The organism is Caballeronia sp. LZ032 (genome assembly GCF_031451315.1).
Lineage (GTDB): Bacteria > Pseudomonadota > Gammaproteobacteria > Burkholderiales > Burkholderiaceae > Caballeronia.
On the sequence record NZ_JARUXP010000002.1, the window covers coordinates 1245210 to 1264450 of the forward strand.

Annotated in this window: 16 protein-coding genes; 8 read left to right on the forward strand and 8 right to left on the reverse strand. The window is 62.5% G+C overall.

Features of this window, described 5'->3' with window-relative positions; translation table 11 throughout:
• Position 1: 1 nt before the first annotated feature.
• Positions 2-1018: a 1-aminocyclopropane-1-carboxylate deaminase gene (locus QCE69_RS21280; RefSeq protein WP_309922790.1), complete on the reverse strand. Its 1017-nt coding sequence runs from the start codon at positions 1016-1018 to the stop codon at positions 2-4.
• A gap of 176 nt (positions 1019-1194) precedes the next feature.
• Here QCE69_RS21280 and QCE69_RS21285 point away from each other — a divergent pair, with 176 nt between their 5' ends.
• Positions 1195-1722 (forward strand): Lrp/AsnC family transcriptional regulator, encoded by a 528-nt coding sequence (locus QCE69_RS21285; RefSeq protein WP_309932782.1) that lies wholly within the window; start codon positions 1195-1197, stop codon positions 1720-1722.
• A gap of 82 nt (positions 1723-1804) precedes the next feature.
• Positions 1805-4159: a transglycosylase domain-containing protein gene (locus tag QCE69_RS21290; RefSeq protein ID WP_309932784.1), complete on the forward strand. Its 2355-nt coding sequence runs from the start codon at positions 1805-1807 to the stop codon at positions 4157-4159.
• 14 nt (positions 4160-4173) lie between these two features.
• Here QCE69_RS21290 and QCE69_RS21295 read toward each other — a convergent pair whose 3' ends face one another.
• The 3 genes from QCE69_RS21295 to QCE69_RS21305 all read right to left on the reverse strand — a co-directional run bounded on the left by QCE69_RS21295 (position 4174) and on the right by QCE69_RS21305 (position 7433).
• Positions 4174-4608 carry an NUDIX domain-containing protein gene (locus QCE69_RS21295; protein ID WP_309922795.1) on the reverse strand — a complete coding sequence of 145 codons (435 nt, stop codon included), beginning with the start codon at positions 4606-4608 and terminating at the stop codon, positions 4174-4176.
• Positions 4609-4957: 349 nt separating this feature from the next.
• Entirely contained in the window at positions 4958-7069 is a 2112-nt protein-coding gene (locus tag QCE69_RS21300) for a phosphocholine-specific phospholipase C (RefSeq protein ID WP_309932786.1), read from the reverse strand.
• Between the two features lie 28 nt (positions 7070-7097).
• Positions 7098-7433: a hypothetical protein gene (locus QCE69_RS21305; protein ID WP_309922799.1), complete on the reverse strand. Its 336-nt coding sequence runs from the start codon at positions 7431-7433 to the stop codon at positions 7098-7100.
• Positions 7434-7507: 74 nt separating this feature from the next.
• On the opposite strand from QCE69_RS21305, the gene QCE69_RS21310 reads away from it, so the two are divergent.
• Positions 7508-8734, forward strand: coding sequence for a YbfB/YjiJ family MFS transporter (locus QCE69_RS21310; RefSeq protein WP_309932788.1), 1227 nt, complete (start codon positions 7508-7510; stop codon positions 8732-8734).
• Between the two features lie 24 nt (positions 8735-8758).
• On the opposite strand, the gene QCE69_RS21315 is transcribed toward QCE69_RS21310, so the two are convergent.
• Positions 8759-10159 carry a replication initiation protein gene (locus QCE69_RS21315; protein ID WP_309815294.1) on the reverse strand — a complete coding sequence of 467 codons (1401 nt, stop codon included), beginning with the start codon at positions 10157-10159 and terminating at the stop codon, positions 8759-8761.
• 656 nt (positions 10160-10815) lie between these two features.
• On the opposite strand from QCE69_RS21315, the gene QCE69_RS21320 reads away from it, so the two are divergent.
• Both QCE69_RS21320 and QCE69_RS21325 read left to right on the forward strand, forming a co-directional pair.
• Positions 10816-12027 (forward strand): AAA family ATPase, encoded by a 1212-nt coding sequence (locus QCE69_RS21320; RefSeq protein WP_309932840.1) that lies wholly within the window; start codon positions 10816-10818, stop codon positions 12025-12027.
• Complete coding sequence (locus QCE69_RS21325) at positions 12024-13001, forward strand: ParB/RepB/Spo0J family partition protein (protein ID WP_309922803.1); 978 nt, start codon at positions 12024-12026, stop codon at positions 12999-13001. The genes QCE69_RS21320 and QCE69_RS21325 overlap by 4 nt, the downstream gene beginning before the upstream one ends.
• Before the next feature lie 2129 nt (positions 13002-15130).
• On the opposite strand, the gene QCE69_RS21330 is transcribed toward QCE69_RS21325, so the two are convergent.
• Both QCE69_RS21330 and QCE69_RS21335 read right to left on the reverse strand, forming a co-directional pair.
• Positions 15131-15613 carry a hypothetical protein gene (locus tag QCE69_RS21330; protein ID WP_309922805.1) on the reverse strand — a complete coding sequence of 161 codons (483 nt, stop codon included), beginning with the start codon at positions 15611-15613 and terminating at the stop codon, positions 15131-15133.
• 29 nt (positions 15614-15642) lie between these two features.
• Positions 15643-16110, reverse strand: a complete 468-nt coding sequence (locus QCE69_RS21335; protein WP_309922807.1) for a zinc-finger-containing protein — start codon at positions 16108-16110, stop codon at positions 15643-15645.
• A 319-nt stretch (positions 16111-16429) separates the two neighbouring features.
• Here QCE69_RS21335 and QCE69_RS21340 point away from each other — a divergent pair, with 319 nt between their 5' ends.
• Positions 16430-16693 carry a hypothetical protein gene (locus tag QCE69_RS21340; RefSeq protein ID WP_309922809.1) on the forward strand — a complete coding sequence of 88 codons (264 nt, stop codon included), beginning with the start codon at positions 16430-16432 and terminating at the stop codon, positions 16691-16693.
• 124 nt (positions 16694-16817) lie between these two features.
• The gene (locus tag QCE69_RS21345) at positions 16818-17744 is read left to right on the forward strand and encodes an AEC family transporter (protein WP_309932790.1); all 927 of its coding nucleotides are present in this window, start codon (positions 16818-16820) and stop codon (positions 17742-17744) included.
• Between the two features lie 22 nt (positions 17745-17766).
• On the opposite strand, the gene QCE69_RS21350 is transcribed toward QCE69_RS21345, so the two are convergent.
• Positions 17767-18669, reverse strand: coding sequence for a lipopolysaccharide biosynthesis protein (locus QCE69_RS21350; RefSeq protein WP_309932792.1), 903 nt, complete (start codon positions 18667-18669; stop codon positions 17767-17769).
• Positions 18670-18688: 19 nt separating this feature from the next.
• Between QCE69_RS21350 and QCE69_RS21355 the strand changes: the two genes are divergently transcribed.
• Positions 18689-19141 carry a hypothetical protein gene (locus tag QCE69_RS21355; protein ID WP_309932794.1) on the forward strand — a complete coding sequence of 151 codons (453 nt, stop codon included), beginning with the start codon at positions 18689-18691 and terminating at the stop codon, positions 19139-19141.
• Positions 19142-19241 lie beyond the last annotated feature (100 nt).

Sequence of the window (19241 nt, forward strand, 5' to 3'; positions counted from 1 at the left end):
CTCAGCCGTTGCGGAACAGATAGCTGTAAGCGTTGAGCGCCGGCACGCCGCCGAGGTGCGCGTACAGCACCTTCGAGCCTTCGGGGAATTCGCCGTTGCGCACCATCTGGATCATGCCGTCCATTGACTTTCCTTCGTAGACCGGATCGGTCAGCACGCCTTCGAGCCGCGCGCACAGGCGGATGGCTTCGAGTGTGCCGTCGTTCGGCAAGCCGTATTCGGGGCCGCCGAAGCGCGTATCGAGGATGACGTCCTCGCGCGTGAGATCCTGGCCCAGGTCGACGAGTTCGGCGGTGTGCTTCGCGATGCGCAGGATCTGCTCGTGCGTCTGTTCGGGTTTCGCCGACGCATCGATGCCGATCACGCGCCGCGCCCGACCGTCCGCCGCGAAGCCGACGACCATGCCGGCCTGCGTGCTGCCCGTGACCGAACACACGACGATGTAGTCGAACTTGAAGCCGAGTTCCGCTTCCTGCGCGCGCACTTCTTCCGCGAAGCCGACGAAACCCAGTCCGCCCAGCGGATGCTCCGAGCAGCCCGCCGGCACCGGGAACGGCTTGCCGCCGGCGGCGCGCACGCTTTCCATCGCCTCCTGCCAGCTTTTGCGGATGCCGATGTCGAAACCATCGGCGACGAGACGCACGTCCGCGCCCATCATCCGCGACATCTGGATATTGCCGACGCGGTCGTAGACCGCATCCGAGTAGTTGACCCAGTTTTCCTGCACGAGCACGCACTTCATGCCGAGATGCGCCGCGACCGCCGCCACCTGACGTGTCTGGTTGGACTGCACGCCGCCGATCGACACCAGCGTGTCGCAGCCCTCGGCGAGCGCTTCCGGAATCAGGTATTCGAGCTTGCGGGTCTTGTTGCCGCCGAACGCCAGTCCGCTGTTGCAGTCTTCGCGCTTGGCGTAGAGCTCGACCTTGCCGCCCAGATGCGCGGAGAGGCGCTTGAGCGGCTGGATGGGCGACGGTCCGAAGGTGAGCGGATAGCGGGGAAAACGTTGCAGGTTCATGGTGAGCATCCTCCTGATGATGGAATTCTGGCCGGCGCGCGTGAAGCGTCGCCTTGAAACAATGCTAGAGAATCCTCGCAGTGGATGGGTTGCAAAAAAATTCACTTTTGCCTAACGTTCATTCACCAATTTCCGTCACGGCAAACTTTTACGGTGTTTAAACGACTTCAAACGCAATGAAAAAAACCCCGCCCCCCGCAAACGCCCTTCTGACGGCGCATCAGACCGACCGGGTCGATCGCGCCATCCTGCGGCAATTGCAGCGCGACGCATCGATCTCGAATGTCGCCCTGGCCGAAAAGGTCAATCTGAGTCCGCCCGCATGTTTGCGGCGCGTCGAACGGCTGCGCGAAGCGGGGCTGATCCGCGCCACGGTCGCGCTGCTCGATCCGAAGGCGCTGGACGCCGGCATGCTGGTGGTGATCGGCGTGATCCTCGACCGCTCCACGCCCGACTCCTTCGATGCCTTCGAGAAAGCCGCGCAGAAGGTGCCCGGCTGCATGGAGTGTCACGTCGTGACCGGAGAGTTCGACTTCTTCATGCTGATCCGCACGCGCGACAGCGACAGCTTCAACCGCCTGCATGCCGAGAAGCTGCTTTATCTGCCGGGCGTGCGGCAGATTCGCACTTTCGTCGTATTGCGCGAGATTCTTTCGACCACGGCATTTCCCATCGGTGAGACCGCCGGCACGAGGCCGGCATGAGCCGACCACGCGCCCAACGGTCAGCCTGCTGAAAAATTACGCTAGGATTCAGGGTTTTCTTGTCTGAGCAACCCGTTTCGTCGTGACCGCGTCTGATCTCAAAGCCCTGGCCCGGGCGCTTTTCGGCCAGCTTGTCGGCCAGTTGCAGGCCCGCCTGCTGCCTCGGCTGCGTCCGCATCTGCGGCCGCGTACATTGCTGCTTCTGCCCGCGCTATTCGTGCTGTACGTCCTGGTGCTGATTCCGTTCACGCCCGGCATCCGCGACCTGCGCCGCGCCAAGGTGGATCAGCCTGCGCAGGTCTATTCCGCCGATGGCAAGCTGCTCGCCGAATTCAAGCCCACGCATCGCGAATGGGTGAGCCTCAAGTCCGTTTCGCCGCAGGTCGTCGACGCGCTCATCGCGACCGAAGACCGGCGCTTCTACACGCATCACGGCATCGACTTCAAGCGCACGGCATCCGCCGCGCTGCATACGCTGAAGGGCGACCGGCAAGGCGGCTCGACGCTCACGCAGCAGCTCGCGCGCAATCTGTTTCCGGAGGAGATCGGCCGCTCGCAGACGCTCACGCGCAAGCTGAAGGAAGCCATCACCGCGTTCAAGATCGAAGCCGTCTATTCGAAGGACGAAATCCTCGAAACCTATCTCAACACCGTGCCGTTCCTCTACAACGCGTACGGGATCGAGATGGCCGCGCGCACGTATTTCGGCAAGTCGGCGGGCGAACTCGACGCCCTCCAGAGCGCGACGCTCATCGGCATGCTGAAGGGCAACAGCTATTACAACCCGGTGATCAATCCCGAGCGCGCGCTCGACCGGCGCAACATCGTGCTCGGCCAGATGGTGAAGTTCGGCCATCTGCCGGCCGCGAAGCTCGACGCGCTCGTCAAGCGGCCGTTGCGCATCGACTTCGAACGCCAGACCGAAGAGCCCGGCCGCGCGCCGCATTTCGCGCAACAGCTGCGCAAGTGGCTGATCGCCTGGGCCGACGACAACGACTACAACATCTATTCCGACGGCCTCGTCGTGCGCACGACCATCGACTCGCGTCTCCAGACCATGGCGACCAACGCGCTCGTGTTGCAGGGCAACCAGTTGCAGTCGATCGCCAACGCGGCGTGGGGCACGCGCGGCGGCTGCGCGAAGGCGAACGCGGATCTCGCGCACGCGTTCATCCGCGAGACGGGCGAGTACCGCGCGGCGCGTGACGGCGGCATGAACGACGCCGACGCCCTCGCGAAGCTCGGCGCGGACCGCGGCTTCATGCAGTCGCTGTGCGAGAGCAAGACGCGCGTGCAGGCCGGCTTCGTCGCGCTCGATCCGCGCAATGGCCAGATCAAGGCCTGGGTCGGCAGCCGCGATTTCGCGCAGGATCCGTTCGATCACGTCGCGCAGGCCCGCCGCCAGCCCGGCTCGACCTTCAAGCCCTTCGTCTATGGCGCGGCGTTCGAACACGGCGCGAAGCCGACCGACACTATCGTCGATCAGGCCGTCGAGATTCCGATCAACAGCAACGAAACCTGGCGTCCGACCGACGATGCCCCGCCGAGCGGCAAGCCGGTCAGCCTGCGCGACGGCATCGCGTATTCGAAGAACCGCATCACCGCGCAGCTGATGGAATCGGTCGGGCCGGGACGCGTCGCGGGGCTCGCGCGCGACATGGGCGTGCGCGAGAGTCATCTGGACGTCGTGCCGTCGCTTGCGCTCGGCACGAGTCCGGTCACGCTCAACGAGATGGTGTCGGCGTACGGCACGATCGCGAACGACGGCAGTTATATCGAGCCGCTGCTCGTCACGCGCATCGAGAACAAGGACGGCGAGGTGCTCGCGCAGTTCGAGAACGCGCCCGAGCGCGCGCTCTCGGTCGATGCGACCCGCAAGCTCGTCGACGTGATGCGCGACGTCATCAATCGCGGCACGGGCACGACCATCCGCACGCGCTTCGGGATTCGCGGCGATGTCGCGGGCAAGACCGGCACGACGCAGGACAACGCCGACGGCTGGTTCATCCTGATGCAGCCGCAACTGGTGGCGGGCGCGTGGGTCGGCTTCAACGACAGCCGCGTCACGCTGCGCAGCGACTACTGGGGGCAAGGCGCGCACAGTGCGTTGCCAATCGTCGGCGATTTCATGCAGCGCGCGCTGCGCGCGCGTCTGATCGACGCGCGCGCCCGCTTCGACACGCAGGAAACGCCGGGGCTGTGGAAAACCACGGTGACGCGCCTGCGCGCGTGGATGGCGCAGACCTTCACGAAAGAGCCGAAGCCGAGCGCGACGAAACAGACTGCGCCGCAGAAATCCGTCCGCGTGAAGCGCGCGCCGGCCGAGCCGGAGGCCGAAGTGACCGAAGCGCCGCCGCAGCCGCAGACGCAGCCGCCCGTCTTCACCACCATGCCGCCGATCCTGCCGGAGCCAGCGGCCGCGTCGGCGCCACGATAAGGCGGCGCGCGCCGTTAGCGCCGCCGCCTGTCGATGCGCGCGCCCGGATCGTCGTGGCCGTGCAGCGCTTCGGCGGGATCGATGCCGATTCCCGTCGCCCGGCTCAGGATCGCCCGCGTACCGGGCGTCATGGCGACCTGGTTGAGCTGGGCGGGCGCGACCCACAGCACGTCGTCGATGCCGCCGCCCATCGCGGCGCGCGGATGCATGTCGTCCGGAATCGCGACGCGGAAAACATGATGCAGGTGATGCGCGGACACTTGCTGGAACAGGAACGCGGCCGCGCTCGCCTCGACCCCCGTATCCTCATGCAGCGCCCGCACCGCCGCGACCAGCGCCAGCTCGTTCAATCCCACCGGCCCGCCCGGCAGCAGCCACGGGCCGCCGTGTTCCCGGACCAGAAGCACCGCCTGGTGTCGAACCAGCAGCACAGTTGCTCGTACTCTCATCCCCGTCTCCGTTTGCACCTGCATTCATTGTTGGCATGATGGTGCGGCCCGACGCGCCGGCTTTCCGTTACCTACCTCGCCGTCGAAACGATTCTCAGCTTCGAGCGGTGGCGCGAAATCGATTTTCTTCGTCCGCCGGGCATTCGGCCATCCGGGCATCCCCCGCCCGGCGACGTGCGTTCCAGCGCGTCGCAGCGGGACAGGCAAGCGCGGACGGCGCGCGCAACCAGCTGGTTCCGAACGGATTGGAGCGGAAGAGTTCCGGAAAACGGGGAAATGGAGACGGTCGCGCGCCCGGCGACGGACGCACGATCCGGGAGTCACCGCGGCGGATGCGCCGCGGCGGAGGTCACGTGCCGAGCGCGGGATCGCTCATGCTGTCCTGGCCTGTTTCGACGTGGCCGGCCAGGCGGCGGAGGAACTTGGCGTCGGTATCGACCTTGATTTCGACGTCGTACCAGCCGTGCGCGTCGCGCAGATCGAGGTAGAACTGCGCCGTATCGCCGCCGCGTACGCGCCGCGTGACGGTCTTCGTCGACGCGTAGGCGTTGCTGACGCTGAACGTGCACGCAGCCGTTCCGCGGTTCTCGAGCCGCAGTTGCAGGTTGCCGTTGGCGACGTCGTAAGCTTCAGCGACGTCCGGTTGGGCCTGCTCGCCCGACCACCATGAATGCGCTTTCCCGACCGTGCCCGCAATGCGGCGCACAAAGCCGTTCGGGCCATGCACGACGAAATCGAAGCTGCCGTCCGTCTCCGCCGCGACGCGGTCCGCGAGGCGCTTGCGCGCTTCCACGGTGTACGAGCGCGGGGCCGTCGTGCTGGCGTTCTGGTAGAGCAGGAAGACGGCGCCCGCGCTGCCGGTATTGATGAAATCGAACGAAACGGCATCTTTCGACGCGTGCGTCTTCGCGCGCACAAACAGTTCGTACGGCAGCGCGCGCGCCGGACGCACGCCCGGCTCCTGCTGCGGAACGGTCTGGGCATCGGGCGGCACCGGCTGATACGGCGTGTGACGCAGCTTGTCGGGCGGCGCGTAGGCGGTCGTGGCGGGCAGTGTCGGCAGATTGGCGTTCGGGCGGCGGAAGTCGAAGGCGGACGTGAGATCGCCGCAGATCGCGCGGCGCCACGGCGAGATGTTCGGTTCGGCGAGACCGTGCGCGCGCCCGAAGCGCTTCTGGATGAAGCGGATCACCGACGTGTGGTCGAAGGTCTCCGAGCACACCCAGCCGCCGCGCGACCACGGCGACACGACCAGCATCAGCACCCGCGCGCCGAGTCCGTACGGTCCGGTCGCGTAGCTCGAGCTGCCGGGAAAGATCTCGTTGGTGGTATCGACGGTGGAAAAGCCATTGGCGCTCGACGCCGGCGGAAACGGCGGCACGACGTGATCGAAGAAACCGTCGTTTTCATCGTAATTGATGAGCAGCGCCGTCTTGCTCCAGATCTCCGGATTCGACGTCAGCGCCTGCAGGACCTGATCGACGTACCACGCGCCATAGTTCGCCGGCCATTCGGGATGCTCGGAGAACGCCTCCGGCGCGACGATCCACGAGACCTGCGGCAGCGTGCCGTTCGCGACGTCGCGCTTCAGCAGCGTGAAGTAGTCGTCGCCGGCGGCGGCGTTCGTGCCGCGCCGGGCCTTTTCGTACAGCGGGCTGCCCGGCTGCGCGTTCTGATACTGCGTGAAGTAAAGCAGCGAGTTGTCGCCGTAGTTGCCGATGTAGGCGTCGTCGGTCCAGCCCCAGCTGTTCTTCGCGTCGAGACCGGTGCCGATGTCCTGATAGACCTTCCACGAGATGCCCGCGCGTTCCAGCACTTCGGGGAACGTCGACCAGCCGTAGCCCGCTTCCGCGTTATCGACGACGGGGCCGCCACCGGTGCCGTCGTTGCCGACGTAGCCGGTCCACATGTAGTAGCGGTTCGGATCCGTCGATGAGTTGATCGAGCAGTGATAGGCGTCGCAGATCGTGAAGGCGTCCGCGAGCTGGTAGTGGAACGGGATGTCGTTGCGTTGCAGGTACGCCATGGTCGTCGTGCCCTTGGCGGGCACCCACTGGTCGTACAGGCCGCCATTGAAAGCGGCGTGTCCGGTCACCCAGTCGTGCGGCAAGCCCTGCAGGAACTGCAGCCCGAGGTTGGCCGCGGCCGGATGGAACGGCAGCAGCTCGCCCGCGCCCGCTGTCGTCGGCTGATGGAAGACGGGCTTGCCGTTCGGCAAGGTGACCGCGCTCTTGTCGCCATAGCCACGCACGCCGCGCAGCGTGCCGAAGTAATGATCGAACGAGCGGTTCTCCTGCATCAGGACGACGATGTGCTCGATATCCTCGATCGAGCCATGGCGGTTGTTGGCGGGGATCGCCAGGGCCTGGCGGATGCCGAGCGGCATCACGTTCAGCGCGGCGGCCGCGCCGGCCGCTTCGGCGGACGCGCGCAGGAAGTCACGACGGTTCTTGTTTTTCATCGGTAGGCGGGGAGGGTGAGGAGAAAGGTCAATCCACCGTATGAATCACGGGGGTCGCAAGCGCGTCCGACGATGCCTGCGCGCTGCCTGCCTGCGCCGGGCGGACGGAGGTGCTGCCGGTAGCCTGTCTGGCCCAGTCCTGAAGCTCGCTGGTGTCGGTCGGGGCGGGCGCCGGATTGTCGAGCGCAGTGGAGGTGGACGACGGCGCCGGACGCGCGGCATCCGCGTCCGGACGGCTGCATCCGCAAACGATTGCGCACAGTAATACGACGACTCCCGCCGCCATGCAGCGGCCTGGCACGAACGACATCGGGTTCTCCGGCAGAGGCGCGCCGATCGACGCAGCGTCGCGAAGCTTAGCCATCGCTCGTGTAAGCAGTGTGACCATTCGACGCGATACCATACGGCGGGCGCAAAACGACAAGAGGACGACAGAGGGTGAGCCAGCGTAATGACGCGCGCGATGAAGAGCGCGAAGTGGAACGCGTGCAGGCATTGAAGCTCGCGATCGCGTTATCGCTCGGCAGCGCGATCGCGCTTGGCCTCGCGCGCTTCTCCTACGCCTTGCTGCTGCCGCCGATGCGCCAGGATCTGGCGTGGAATTTCGCCCAGGCCGGCGCGATGAACACCGCGAACGCGTTCGGCTACCTGCTCGGGGCACTCGCCTTCTCCCGATGGTCGACGCGCTTCACCTCGCGCTCGCTGTTCGTCGCGGGCTGCATCGCCACGGTCGTGCTGATGGCGGCGAGCGGCGCCGTGACCGGCACCCGCGCGCTGCTCGCGCTGCGCGTGGCGACCGGCATCGGCAGCGCACTCATCTTCGTGAGCGGCGGTGTACTGGCGGCCCGGCTCGCCTCGCTCTCGCCGCGCGACGCCGGACTCGTCATCGGGATCTACTACGGCGGCACCGGCTGGGGCATCGTCATCTCGTCGATCCTCGTGCCGTTCACCGTCCTGCCCACCCTGCACGGCTGGCGCTACGCGTGGTTCGCGCTGGCCGTCGGCTGCGCGGTGTTTTCAGTGGTGGCGGCGTCGGCCGCACGGCGGATTGAAAGCGCGCAGTCCGCGTCGACGGCACGCCATGCGACGCACGCGGCGCAAAGCGCTCCCGTGCGGCGGCGCCGTTTCGCGCTCGCGCTGTCGGGCTATGCGTGCTTCGGCATCGGCTATATCGGCTACATGACCTTCATCGTCGCGTTGCTGCGCAATGCAGGCATGAGTGCGCCGGTCGTGAGCAGCTTCTATGTGCTGCTCGGCGTGGCGACGGTTTTCTCGGCGCGCATGTGGTCCACGCTGCTCGATCGCATGCGCGGCGGCCAGGCGCTCGCGATCCTCAACGTGCTGCTCGCCGTCGCGACGCTCGTTCCCGCGATGATCGTGCATCCGCTCGCGGCTTTCGTCTCGGGCGCCCTGTTCGGCGCGACCTTCCTGTCCGCCGTGGCGTCGACGACGGCATTCGTGCGGCACAACCTCCCGTCCGCCCAGTGGGCGCGCGGCATCAACGCCTTTACCATCGTGTTCGCGTTCGGGCAGATCGTCGGGCCGGTGGTGATCGGCAAGATCTCGGACAGCGCAGGGCTCACGCGAGGACTGGTGTATTCGGCGCTGGTGCTCGTGGTCGGCGCGGTGCTGGCGGCGCTTCAGAAGCCATTGGATGGCCGGTAGCGGGGACGCACGGCCCGGCGCGTTTCAACGGCTCGGACGCGCCTTCTTCATCTTCGCGAACACGTGCGAGCAGAATGCATCGCACACCACGCGGTTCACGGTGAGGATGTTGTCGGCATTCAGCGCATCGCGCGACAGCCCCTGCTTCTCGATCAGGCGCTGCGGAATCAGCTGGCTCAGGAACGCGTGGCACAGATCGCGGCGCAACGGGGTATCGGCGGACTCGAAGTATTCGCGGCCCGCGCGGACCTCCTCGCTCATCTTGGCTTTCGCCGTGTCGTTCTGCACCTGGATGCTGGCTTCGAGCTTGGCCTGCGCGGCATCGCGCGAACGGCGATCCTTGCGATCGTCCTCGAGCTGACGAGCCTTGACGGCCGCCATCTTGCGATCCGCTTCGCCGATCCGGTAATTCCCCTCCAGCGCCTTGAACAGGTAGCCGCGCGGACTCACCGTCACCTTGCCTTCGTTGAGCTTGTAGCGCGTGTATTCGATCGCCTGCTCGAGGCGCTCGTCGGTCCAGAGGTCGCGCTGCTTGGCGAGACGCTCGAAGTCAGGGGTATCGAAGGCGAATTCGTTGTGCAGCAGGAGGTACATCGAGTCCTGGATGCCGGCGCGCGCGGCATCCGCGCCCTGCTTCTTCGTGAAGCGAAAACGGATCTTGAGCTTCTCCGGCGGTACGCGCTCGGCGTTGGGCTCCCAGCTGACATCGAAATCCGACACCTCGTTCAACTGGTCGATGGCGGGTTCCAGGAAGCGCTTCTTGAACTCCTTCACCTCTTTGCGCGATTCGCCGACTTTGCCCGGCCATTCGAGTACCTCTTCGTAGGCGAACCATTCGGTCACGCCGTGACCCTCGCAGGGAATCAGGCGGTCGTAAATGGCGCGGGACAGCGACAGCGAGAAGGCCGTCGAGGCCCGCAAGCTGAGCCAGTGAGCCTTGTAGGGGCTGATGAGGTACTTGATGACGCGTCCGGCCAGCAGAATGCACACGACGTTGCGTTCGATGTAGCAATCGCCCAGCAGACTGATGGTGCCCCACGAATCCTTTTCGGTGATTTCCTCGATCGACGGGGCCGTCATGATTTCGACGCGAGCCCGGGCCGCAGCGCGCATCTGTGTGATGAGGTGGCTGTGATTGCGGCTGTCGTAGCGCATCAGCCACTTGAAGTAGTTGATGTCGGCCGAAAAGGTGTAGACCTTGTCGTCGATCAGCTCTTCCGGCGCCTTGGTCGCGACGATGAAGTAAGCGGCGTCCAGCACGCGGCGCGCGGCGATGCCGAGCCCGCCGACACGCGTGAAGATGTTGTTGCGCAGGAAACCGATGTCCCTCGTCGACTCGGAGATAGCCGAGCCCTGGGCGGACATGTCTTCGTAGATGTCCAGCGCCAGTTGCTGAGGGGTAACGGTGAGTTCTCGGTTTTCCATGCGTTTGTCGACTGCGGTCCACGGGCACTCTATCAGGCGAGCAAGAGGTGTCAACACAAAAACCGCCCCGTGGCGGTCCAACCCGGATTCGTTCGGAGCGACACAAAAAACACCCCGGCGAGCATCCGTTGCGCACAATTTCCGCCCCGGTCGACACAAAAATCGCCCAGGGTTGCCCAAAATGCGTTTACACCAGCACAAAAACCGCCCTGCTGATCACAAAAACCGTCCCTATCCACAGGGCGGTCGCTTGATTTGAAAGGGTTTACTGCCCTCTGTTTGTAGGTTTGCGAGTTTAAGGTTTACAAAATAACCGAACGAACACAGGCGGCGATCATCAGGTTTGATGTGAGGTACGTGTGCTAAGTCTATGAAATTGATCATTATTTGAGCTTCGGACAGCCGTGCACAAAAACCGCCCCCGGGGTGGTTTTTGTGCGGATACTGTTTCGGGTTGCTTGATGCGGCGAATTTGATACGTACGGAGGGCCGTTTCGGGTGCTGAATGCGGCCGGATCGGACGCGCAGCACCAGTGAAATCAAGGGTTTAAGGCGGTTCGGGATTGGAAAATCCTGAAATCTCGCGGCGCTACAACCTCGTTTACGCATATTCGTGTATTCTGCGCTTCGACGTCAATACATGGAGAAAGCGCAGAATGGCTAACGTTGGCACACTACCGATGGAAGACCGCAAGGTCACACTCCGCGAAGTCGCGGAGTTCGCAGACAACCTGGAACCCTTCTCGGACAACCTGCGAGAGCAAATCCTGGCGCCCCGGCCGAGGAAAGTCGCGCCCTACTACACGATCAGCGAACTGGCCGAGATGTGCAATCTGACGCGGCAGCAGATTCAGTATCTCGTCACAAAAGGTGAAGGTGGACTTCCGGCGGGCACACTGAATGGAACGGGTCGAAGCCGTACGTTTACGCTGCCGGAAGTTCGCATGTGGGTGAAGATGGCCTCTGATATCTATCAGACACGTCTCGACGAAGGCGATGGCACATTCCGGGGCAAGGTGCTGACGACCGCTCAGTTGAAAGGCGGATCGGCGAAGACGACGACGACCGTTTGCCTCGCGCAGGCGCTGACGCTGCTCGGACGCAAGGTGCTGCTCGTCGATCTTGATCCGCAGGCATCGGCTTCGGAATTGTGCGGACTCTACGCTGAGAAAGAGATTTCGGGCGACGACACCGTGCTGCCCTATATATATGACCAGAACGTGGAAGGCGGTCTCGGCGCCAGCGTTCAATCGACGTACTGGGACGGACTCGACATCATACCGGGCCACACTTTCCTCTACGGAGCTGAGTTCCTGTTGCCTGCGCGGCAGAAGACGATTCAAGGGTATCGGTTCTGGGCTGTGCTTCGCGAAGGCCTCGAACCGCTTCGATCGCAGTACGACTATATTTTGATCGACACGTCGCCGTCGCTGTCATATATGAACTTGAACGCGCTTTTGGCCGCCGACGCGTTGCTCATGCCGATGATTCCCGAGAACCTCGACTTCATCAGCTCATTGGCGTTCTGGCGTCTCTTCTCGGATGTCGCTGAGGACTTCCTTCCCTACGAGGAAGACAAGGTCTATGACTTTATCTCCATCCTGTTGTCGAAGGTGGATTATGGGAAGACGTCGTCGGCGCCAGTGGTTCGACAGTGGGCGCAAAGCGCATATGGCCGATGGCTCGATCCGTTCGAGATTCCCTCGAGTTCCGTCATGAGCGGCGGCGCATTGTCTTTTTCGACGGCACTGGACGTGGTCAGCACACACTCGACGGCAAAGTCGCTTCAGCGTGTCCGGCAACCGATGATGCAATACGCCAAGTGGCTGGACGACATGTTTGTGAAATCCTGGAAGGAGTCGGCATGAGCAATAACATACGCGAACAACTCATGGCCAAGACGGCCAATCTGCCGAAGCCTGCGGACTTCAAGGGAGAGGCTAAAAAGGATAAGACGAATCGTGGTCCGCAGACGATGCCGGGGATTACGAGCGCATTGGCTGCGGCACAGTTGCGGATTCAGGAGTTGGAAGCTCGAGGCGTTGAAACAGAAATTCGCGTCGATGAGATTGTGCCCAACCCGTGGCAACCCCGACGCCAGTTCAGTGAAGCAAAGCTTTCGGAACTCGCTCGCTCGATTAGCGAAGTAGGACTGCTGCAGGCTGTTACGGTTCGTCGCGTTGGTGACTCGTTCCAACTAGTAGCAGGCGAACGACGCTGGCGAGCGCACAAGCTGATCAATCGCGAAACGGTTCGTGCGGTGGTAATCGAATGCACGGATCAGGACATGGCTGCGTTGGCGCTCATGGAGAACGTCACTCGTGACGATCTCTCCGACTATGAAATTGCGATTGCTATTCGTCGAGCGGAGTCGGAATTCCCCAATCGAACAAGGCTTGCGGAGGCGATGGGAATCTCGAGGAGCGACTTGTATCGCTTCCTTGCGTATGACGCCTTGCCCGATTTCGTGAAGCGTGATCTGGATCTCAAGCCATCGGTGCTGGGCGCGTCGTCGGCGCAGGATATCGCCAACGCGCTTAAGAAGACTGGTGAGCAGGGGTTGAAGGCACTTCAGGAACTGTGGCCGCAGGTTGTGTCTGGAGATCTGGTACAGACGAAGGTTGCAGCGAGCATGAATGCTCAAGCTACGCGGGGAAATCCGACAAGCGACGCCGGCGGCAGAAGCATCCTCAAGATTTTCGCAGGTAAGGTTCAGGCGGGCAGCATTACGAAGGACGTCAAGGGCCTTACTTTCAAGTTCAAAGCGGGTGTGGTTACGGAGGAGCAGGAAAATCAGCTGAGGGAACACATAGGGAAGATGTTTTCCATCCAATCGGAATGATCAGAACCCGCTTCGGCGGGTTTTTTTATTGGGGATGCGAGACGCTTTGCGGTGGCGTGTCCGAATTCGGACGGTCTTAAAGGAGTGGTGAGGAGGCGGTCTTCAAGGGAGGTGTAGGGTTAAGTGTCCGAATTCGGACAGGCGGGTTCGCAGTCCCGATTGGGACAACACATTGGCCATGACGCCCCGGAGCTCTGACCCTGCTCGAATGATCGCAGCCCGCTTCGGCGGTTTTTTTTATCGCCTTCGAGACGCTTCACGACCGAGTGTCCGTATTCGGACAACGTCAGATGGTTGTCAATCAGTGGTTGTTAGGGGAAAGTTCCCGAGCCTCGTAGCCTTCTAAGTCTGGATGGCGCTTAGGTTTGACGGACAGATGTGTGCAATCGACCGCTGCGAACAGACGATACCGTGAACAGATAGCGCGAGCTAGCTCTTTTTCATGGCCGAGGACGATCGCGGTTCACAAGTTGCAAAAAGGGTGAAACGCATCCGATGCGAGCGGTTGCCAGTGTCCGAATTCGGACATCAGCAAGAGACCTAGACCTACAAGGCGAAGAGGAAGGCTGCTCGATCTCTATGCGAGGCCATAGTCGCCAATCAAAAGTGTCCGAATTCGGACGCTCGGAGCGTCCTGTATTAGATCCGAATTGATTCAGCAGAGCCAAATTCTGCGAAACGGCGCATCCAGGGATATGAAGGCGCTAAACTTTTACCAGCAGCGAGATACGTAAGACTCGCGGACGAGGGTGCTCGAGGAGTCAGAGAAGACCTGAAGTTTGCCAAGTTTGAATCGATAAGCAAGCGTGCTGCGCAAACGATACTTCAAGCTTTGATCAACCGCTGAAAAGCGTTGGGCGGTGATTCACTTTGAGTTGCAGCGATAGCGCCCAACTGTCTAAGCAACTTGGAGCGAATAAGCGGATGGGGCGTTGCCTTAGCTTATGAATCTGCCTATCGGATGGGTTGCGTGAGAATCACACGCGAATCAGTATGTCTGCGGGTCGGTACAGGCGCAATCTGACGCACTCTATTCTCGCCCGCTGATGCGCGGACGTGACACCGACCAAGTGGTAAATAGTTAGGCCCTATAGTTCCGTGCCAAGCGTCGCATTGAGATGCTGCACCTGGTTTGGATTACGCGTCCTGAATTCGAGCGGTCCGCGCTCTCGGGGCTGGCACGACAGGCCATGTTCAGCAGCCAACGCGCAGCATACGTCCGGGTCCATCCAGCAAGTCCACGCTCTTACGCCAATCAGCAGGAGAGCGCTAGTCGCTCACTCGAATTCGCAAGAATGCCGACGCAGCCCAATCGCTCGTGCCGACCTTGATGCGGCAAAAATGAAGACTCTAGGTATTGCGGGCCGGAATCGACGAAACGAGCCAATCCATCCGCATTCCGCGCTGATCCGCAAGGCCGGCTTAATCCAATTCAACCGGTTTCGCGCGTGAAACATTCAAGAAGAAACTCGAATCCAATTAAAGCTATGTAAATCAATAGGATACAAAGTATTCCTGAACTTGTTTCACGGAAAAACACATGAGTGTCAAGCTAGTGACCGAGGACAACGCTTAATGGCGGCAAGAAGCGTAGTTGAGCGCCTAGTACTGACCTGAAGCGTATCAAACGATACAACTAGTGTAATGATGGTTGGTCCAGCGCCGGATGTTTGGACGACTGGAAATGTATCTGCGCAAAACATCGGCGCTATGCGTCGTTTGCTGAAAGACAGGAAGAGCGTCTGATATGTAGATTTTCAGCGTCATGCTGTAACACGCGAACGCGTGGCGCGTCCCAGCAACCTGGCCAGGCTCAACCAGACACTTGAGCCCAAACCATAAACGATCGGCCGAGTGGCCAACTAGCTCTCCGCGCACCGACCGCACCGACCGCACCGCGGCAAGTCCACACTCGCCAACCGCCCACACCGAGCGGCATTGGATTACGCCCAATATGCGACCCACCGCGAAGTCGAACCAATAGATACCTGATCGACTCATCGCGCACGGAAACCGAAAGGAGCCAACTCAACCGGCAGCAATCCCACAACGGCTGACAAGCTGCACAAAGAGTGACCGGCCTGACTCCGTTCAAGCGCATCGCACCCGCTAAACAGATCCAAAAAACCTCAAACCCCCACTGCCCCGCGCGCCTGCGCAGGCTGAACCACCTGATATGGCTCCCCCGCCTTGCACCGCTCCAGCCGCTCGCTAGCAACCGAAAGCGCACCCAGTGTGGCGCGACGCAACTGGTGATCATAGAGAGACACGATCGCGGCAAGACGCTCGAATCCCTCAGCGGGCAACGTCCAATGCCCCGACTTACGCCCGTCATCGAAAACAGAGGCCATAGTCTGATCAGCAAGGATCAACTCTTCCTGCGAGAAATCCCCATGTCCCGCTTCCGCGAGAAACTTCGCCAGAAGCATGGCTTCGGTGATGCTCTGCGCGGGCGCAATATCTTGCGATCCCGAGCGCAAGGCAGCCAGCGCCATGTGTGCGCCGAGCGCGAGCTCGTCGGCGACGGCGCGCGGGATAGGAAGCAACTGAGCTTTGCCGAGACGTGCGCGCGTCGCTTGCGGCGAGCGCTGGAAGGGAAGGGTGCGTGACATGCGAAGACCGATGGTTGATCGTTTTCAGGTTAACGATCGTCGTCCGCAGAATCTGAAGGGTGGTTGCCGCGCTCTTTTTCGAATGCCTCGACGATGGCAATAGCACGTTCGCACTGTTCTGCATCGAGCGTATGGATGCTGCACTTGTCCGGCTCGACATCGATCGCCTGCGCGAGCCACTTCATGCCCTTCGAACGCGCCTCGAACACGTTGCAGCCATCGCGTCGCACCTTCGCCTGCACGAGCGGTTCAAGCGCCGCATGCAGCTTCGTCTTCAAATCGCGCAGCTGCGCATCCGCGAGCCTGCCCAGTGGAACATGGCGCGTGCTGCGCGCGAAAATGCCGATCCATGCCTGGCACGGCACGCAGATCCAGAGCGGTCCGTGATCGTCGCGATAGGGATACGGCTCGTCGCCCATGCGAGCGAGCGTCGCGGGCGCGCCGCAATAGTCGCAGTCCGGGTGAGGAAGCGGTTTGACAGGTCTGCCGACGCGCATTGCAAGCAACTCCAGAGCGGGAAATCCAATATAGCAAAGTCGGTCGCAAGCTTCGTAAGCGCGCCGGCCGGACAGCGCTTCGTGTGCGACTCATCGTCTGCTTAAACGAGCCCTCGCGCATCCCCGATGTCGTGCATGCCAGCCATGCTTCGAACGGATCGAGAATTGAATTTACCGTCCGACGGTATAGCGTATGAATGCGTTCTCTCATACGCATTAAACAAGAAGTCCGCTCGACGCGGCCGTGCAAGGTCAGGCTGCAAGCCCGTCGCAAGCTTGCGGCTCCGAATGTGATGATTTGATCAATGAGGTGACGGCAATGAAAGCAAGCTTCCTCTACGCCGCTGCGGCGGCGGGCGCACTCGCGATGAGCGCTGCGGTCTTCGCGCAGGACATGCAGATGGCGCCGGATTCTGGCGCCGCGCAACAGCAGACCACGCAAAGCAATAGCATGTCCGATATGAGCTATGGCGGAACGATGTCGACGAGCAAGGCCAGCGGCGCCTCGCGCGATGCGTGGACGCCGAGCACGAATCAGGCATGCGTCGTCGGACTGAGTTGCAACATCTACAGCGGTCAGTGAAGCCTGGAAACCGGTGATTGCGCAACACGGCAAGGTGCAGGCGGCTTTTCTTCGATAATGGCGGCGAATCACCGCAAGGCATCATGCGCCTGCGGGCAGGTCCGCCTTCCTTGTCGGAGCCGCCATGCATCTCGCCGGAATGATTCTTCCGATCTTCGCGATCATCGTCACGGGATGGCTGGCAGGCGCTTCCGGCTACATGCCGCGCACGCTGGCGGCCGCGCTGATGCGCTTCGCGTATTACGTGGCGATGCCCGCACTGGTCTTCGTGACGATCGCGAAAGAGCCGCTGCACTCGCTGCTCGAATGGCGCTTCCTCGCGGCATTCGGCGGCGGCTCGATGCTCTGCTTCGCGGCCATGATGTCGGGCGCGCGCATCGCGTGGCCCGCGCGCATGAACCTGAGCACGAGCGCCATGCTCGCCGCCGCGGTGGCCATGACCAACACGGGTTTCGTCGCGCTGCCGATACTCAAGACCCTCTATGGACAGCCGGGCGTGCTCGCAGCGGCGGTGGCCACCGTGTTCGTCGGCGCCATCATGTTTCCGATGCTGGTCGTGCTGCTCGAACTGGGCCGTCGCGATAGCTCACACACTCTGCGCGCGGCTCCACTGATCCGCCAGATCGCGACCAACCCCGTGATCCTCGCGACGCTCGTCGGCTTGCTCTGGTCGATCATCGGCGTCCGGTTGCCCGCGCCGGTCGATGCCTTCCTGACGATTCTCGGCGAAGCGCTGACGCCTTGCGCGCTGTTCGCCATCGGACTGGATCTGACCATCGGCGAACTGCGCGAGCGGCTCGGCTGCTACGCTTGTCTCACGGCCCTGAAGCTCGCGGTCGTGCCGCTGGTCGTCTATGCGCTTTGTCTCGCGACCGGCCTCGGTCACACCGCGACCGTCGCGGCCGTGGTGTGCGCGGCCGTGCCTACCGCGAAGAGTGCATATGTGCTCGCGGTGGAATACGACATCGAAAAGCATGTCGTGGGCGCGGTCATCTCGATGACCACGCTGTTCTCGATCGTCACGCTGCTCGCCTGGATCGCCGTCCTCTAGCGCATCCGGACATGCAGACGACTCACATCGGATGCGTGGCGACGAAGTTCTTGTAGGCCGAGTAAGCGGCTTTCGGCGTGACGCCGTCGTTCTTGAGCAAGCCGTAGTTGCCTTCGCCGCCGACGGGGTCGTCGTAGAGCTCGTAAGTCTGGATCGATTCGATATCGTACGTCGATGCAAGCGCCACGAACTGCGCCATCATCGTGTTGCCGGTCAGGTAGGCGGCAATCGCCTGATCGGAACCGTAGTTCGGACGCACGCCGATCTCGTTGAGCCAGATGGGCTTGCCGAAGGCCTTGAGGGCCTGCAATACGTTATGGCATCCGGTGCCGCCGCATGCGTTCGTGATGTCGCCTTGCTCCGAGTACCAGTGCCACGCGGTAATGTCCCAGTCGACCGTCGGATGACTGATGCTGCCGTCGGGTTCCATGCCGGCCGCGAGCATCTGCGCAAAGCCGTAGTGCAGCCACGTGCCGCCGCCCAGGATGATCTTGCCCGACGTATCCACCGACTTGATGCCCGCAATCATGCCGCGGATGATGCCGCGCACGATCCTGAACGTGCCGGTGTCGTATTGCTGCGGATAGACGCCGTCGACATTGCCGTTCAGCGCTTCGGCTTCGATCTCGTTGGTCACTTCGTAATAGGGATAGCGGCGCGAGGTCGCGGTCTGCTGGCCGAGTGCAAAGCCGGCGTTATAGGCCTGCGTCTCGTTGGCGAAGAGTCTGTAGTCCATCAGCAGGACGGGATAGACGGTCACGCCGCCCGCGTCCATCATCGCGGCGATGTTCGCGAGCTTGCTCGCGGTGCCCGGGCTGTACACCTCGTTGCGATAGTACTTGACGCCCAGATCCTGCAACTGCGCCAGTTGCACGGCGGGGCTGGAGATGTCGTAGGCGCCGCCTTCGTTGTTGTGTCCGTTCACCCCATAGAAGCGCCTCGGAGTGGACACGGGATTGGTAGGCGACGTGACCTCGCCGGGGGGGGATGACGCAGGCGTCGCCGTCGATGCAGGGCTCGACGGTGAGGCCGGGCTGGTCGACGTGTCGTTGCTGGTGACGGGCACCGGCGTGGTGACGACCGGACTGGTCGCGGCGGCCGCATTCGTGGGAGCCACGGCGGCGCCGCTGGTGGACGTGCTCGCGCCGGACGTACCGCCAGTCGCCGATGCGTTCGCAGTCGAAGCCTGGGCCGACGTCGACGTGCCGCTCGCTGCGGCACTCGCTGTCGGACTCGCGGCGGATGCCGTGCCTGCATTGTCGCCACCGCCACCGCCGCCGCCGCCGCATGCGGCGAGCATCACGCTCATCGCGAGCGTAGCGGCGGACATTGCAACTCCGCGCACGCGCGAAAAGCGGAAGCCCGAGGAACGAAGAGATTCAAAGTTCGTCATGTGAAACGCACTACCCGATGGTCAGTTTTTTATTTCCACGAACCAGGTGCGCGTTCCGCGAGTCGTCCGTAAAAACGGACGGACCGATGATGGACCTTCATCTC

Bases quoted from the DNA above. Each gene is read 5' to 3' on its own strand.
- QCE69_RS21280 (WP_309922790.1), bottom strand. From the start codon at position 1,018: ATGAACCTGCAACGTTTTCCCCGCTATCCGCTCACCTTCGGACCGTCG.
- QCE69_RS21285 (WP_309932782.1), top strand. From the start codon at position 1,195: ATGAAAAAAACCCCGCCCCCCGCAAACGCCCTTCTGACGGCGCATCAG.
- QCE69_RS21295 (WP_309922795.1), bottom strand. From the start codon at position 4,608: ATGAGAGTACGAGCAACTGTGCTGCTGGTTCGACACCAGGCGGTGCTT.
- QCE69_RS21300 (WP_309932786.1), bottom strand. From the start codon at position 7,069: ATGAAAAACAAGAACCGTCGTGACTTCCTGCGCGCGTCCGCCGAAGCG.
- QCE69_RS21305 (WP_309922799.1), bottom strand. From the start codon at position 7,433: ATGGCTAAGCTTCGCGACGCTGCGTCGATCGGCGCGCCTCTGCCGGAG.
- QCE69_RS21315 (WP_309815294.1), bottom strand. From the start codon at position 10,159: ATGGAAAACCGAGAACTCACCGTTACCCCTCAGCAACTGGCGCTGGAC.
- QCE69_RS21320 (WP_309932840.1), top strand. From the start codon at position 10,816: ATGGCTAACGTTGGCACACTACCGATGGAAGACCGCAAGGTCACACTC.
- QCE69_RS21325 (WP_309922803.1), top strand. From the start codon at position 12,024: ATGAGCAATAACATACGCGAACAACTCATGGCCAAGACGGCCAATCTG.
- QCE69_RS21330 (WP_309922805.1), bottom strand. From the start codon at position 15,613: ATGTCACGCACCCTTCCCTTCCAGCGCTCGCCGCAAGCGACGCGCGCA.
- QCE69_RS21335 (WP_309922807.1), bottom strand. From the start codon at position 16,110: ATGCGCGTCGGCAGACCTGTCAAACCGCTTCCTCACCCGGACTGCGAC.
- QCE69_RS21340 (WP_309922809.1), top strand. From the start codon at position 16,430: ATGAAAGCAAGCTTCCTCTACGCCGCTGCGGCGGCGGGCGCACTCGCG.
- QCE69_RS21345 (WP_309932790.1), top strand. From the start codon at position 16,818: ATGCATCTCGCCGGAATGATTCTTCCGATCTTCGCGATCATCGTCACG.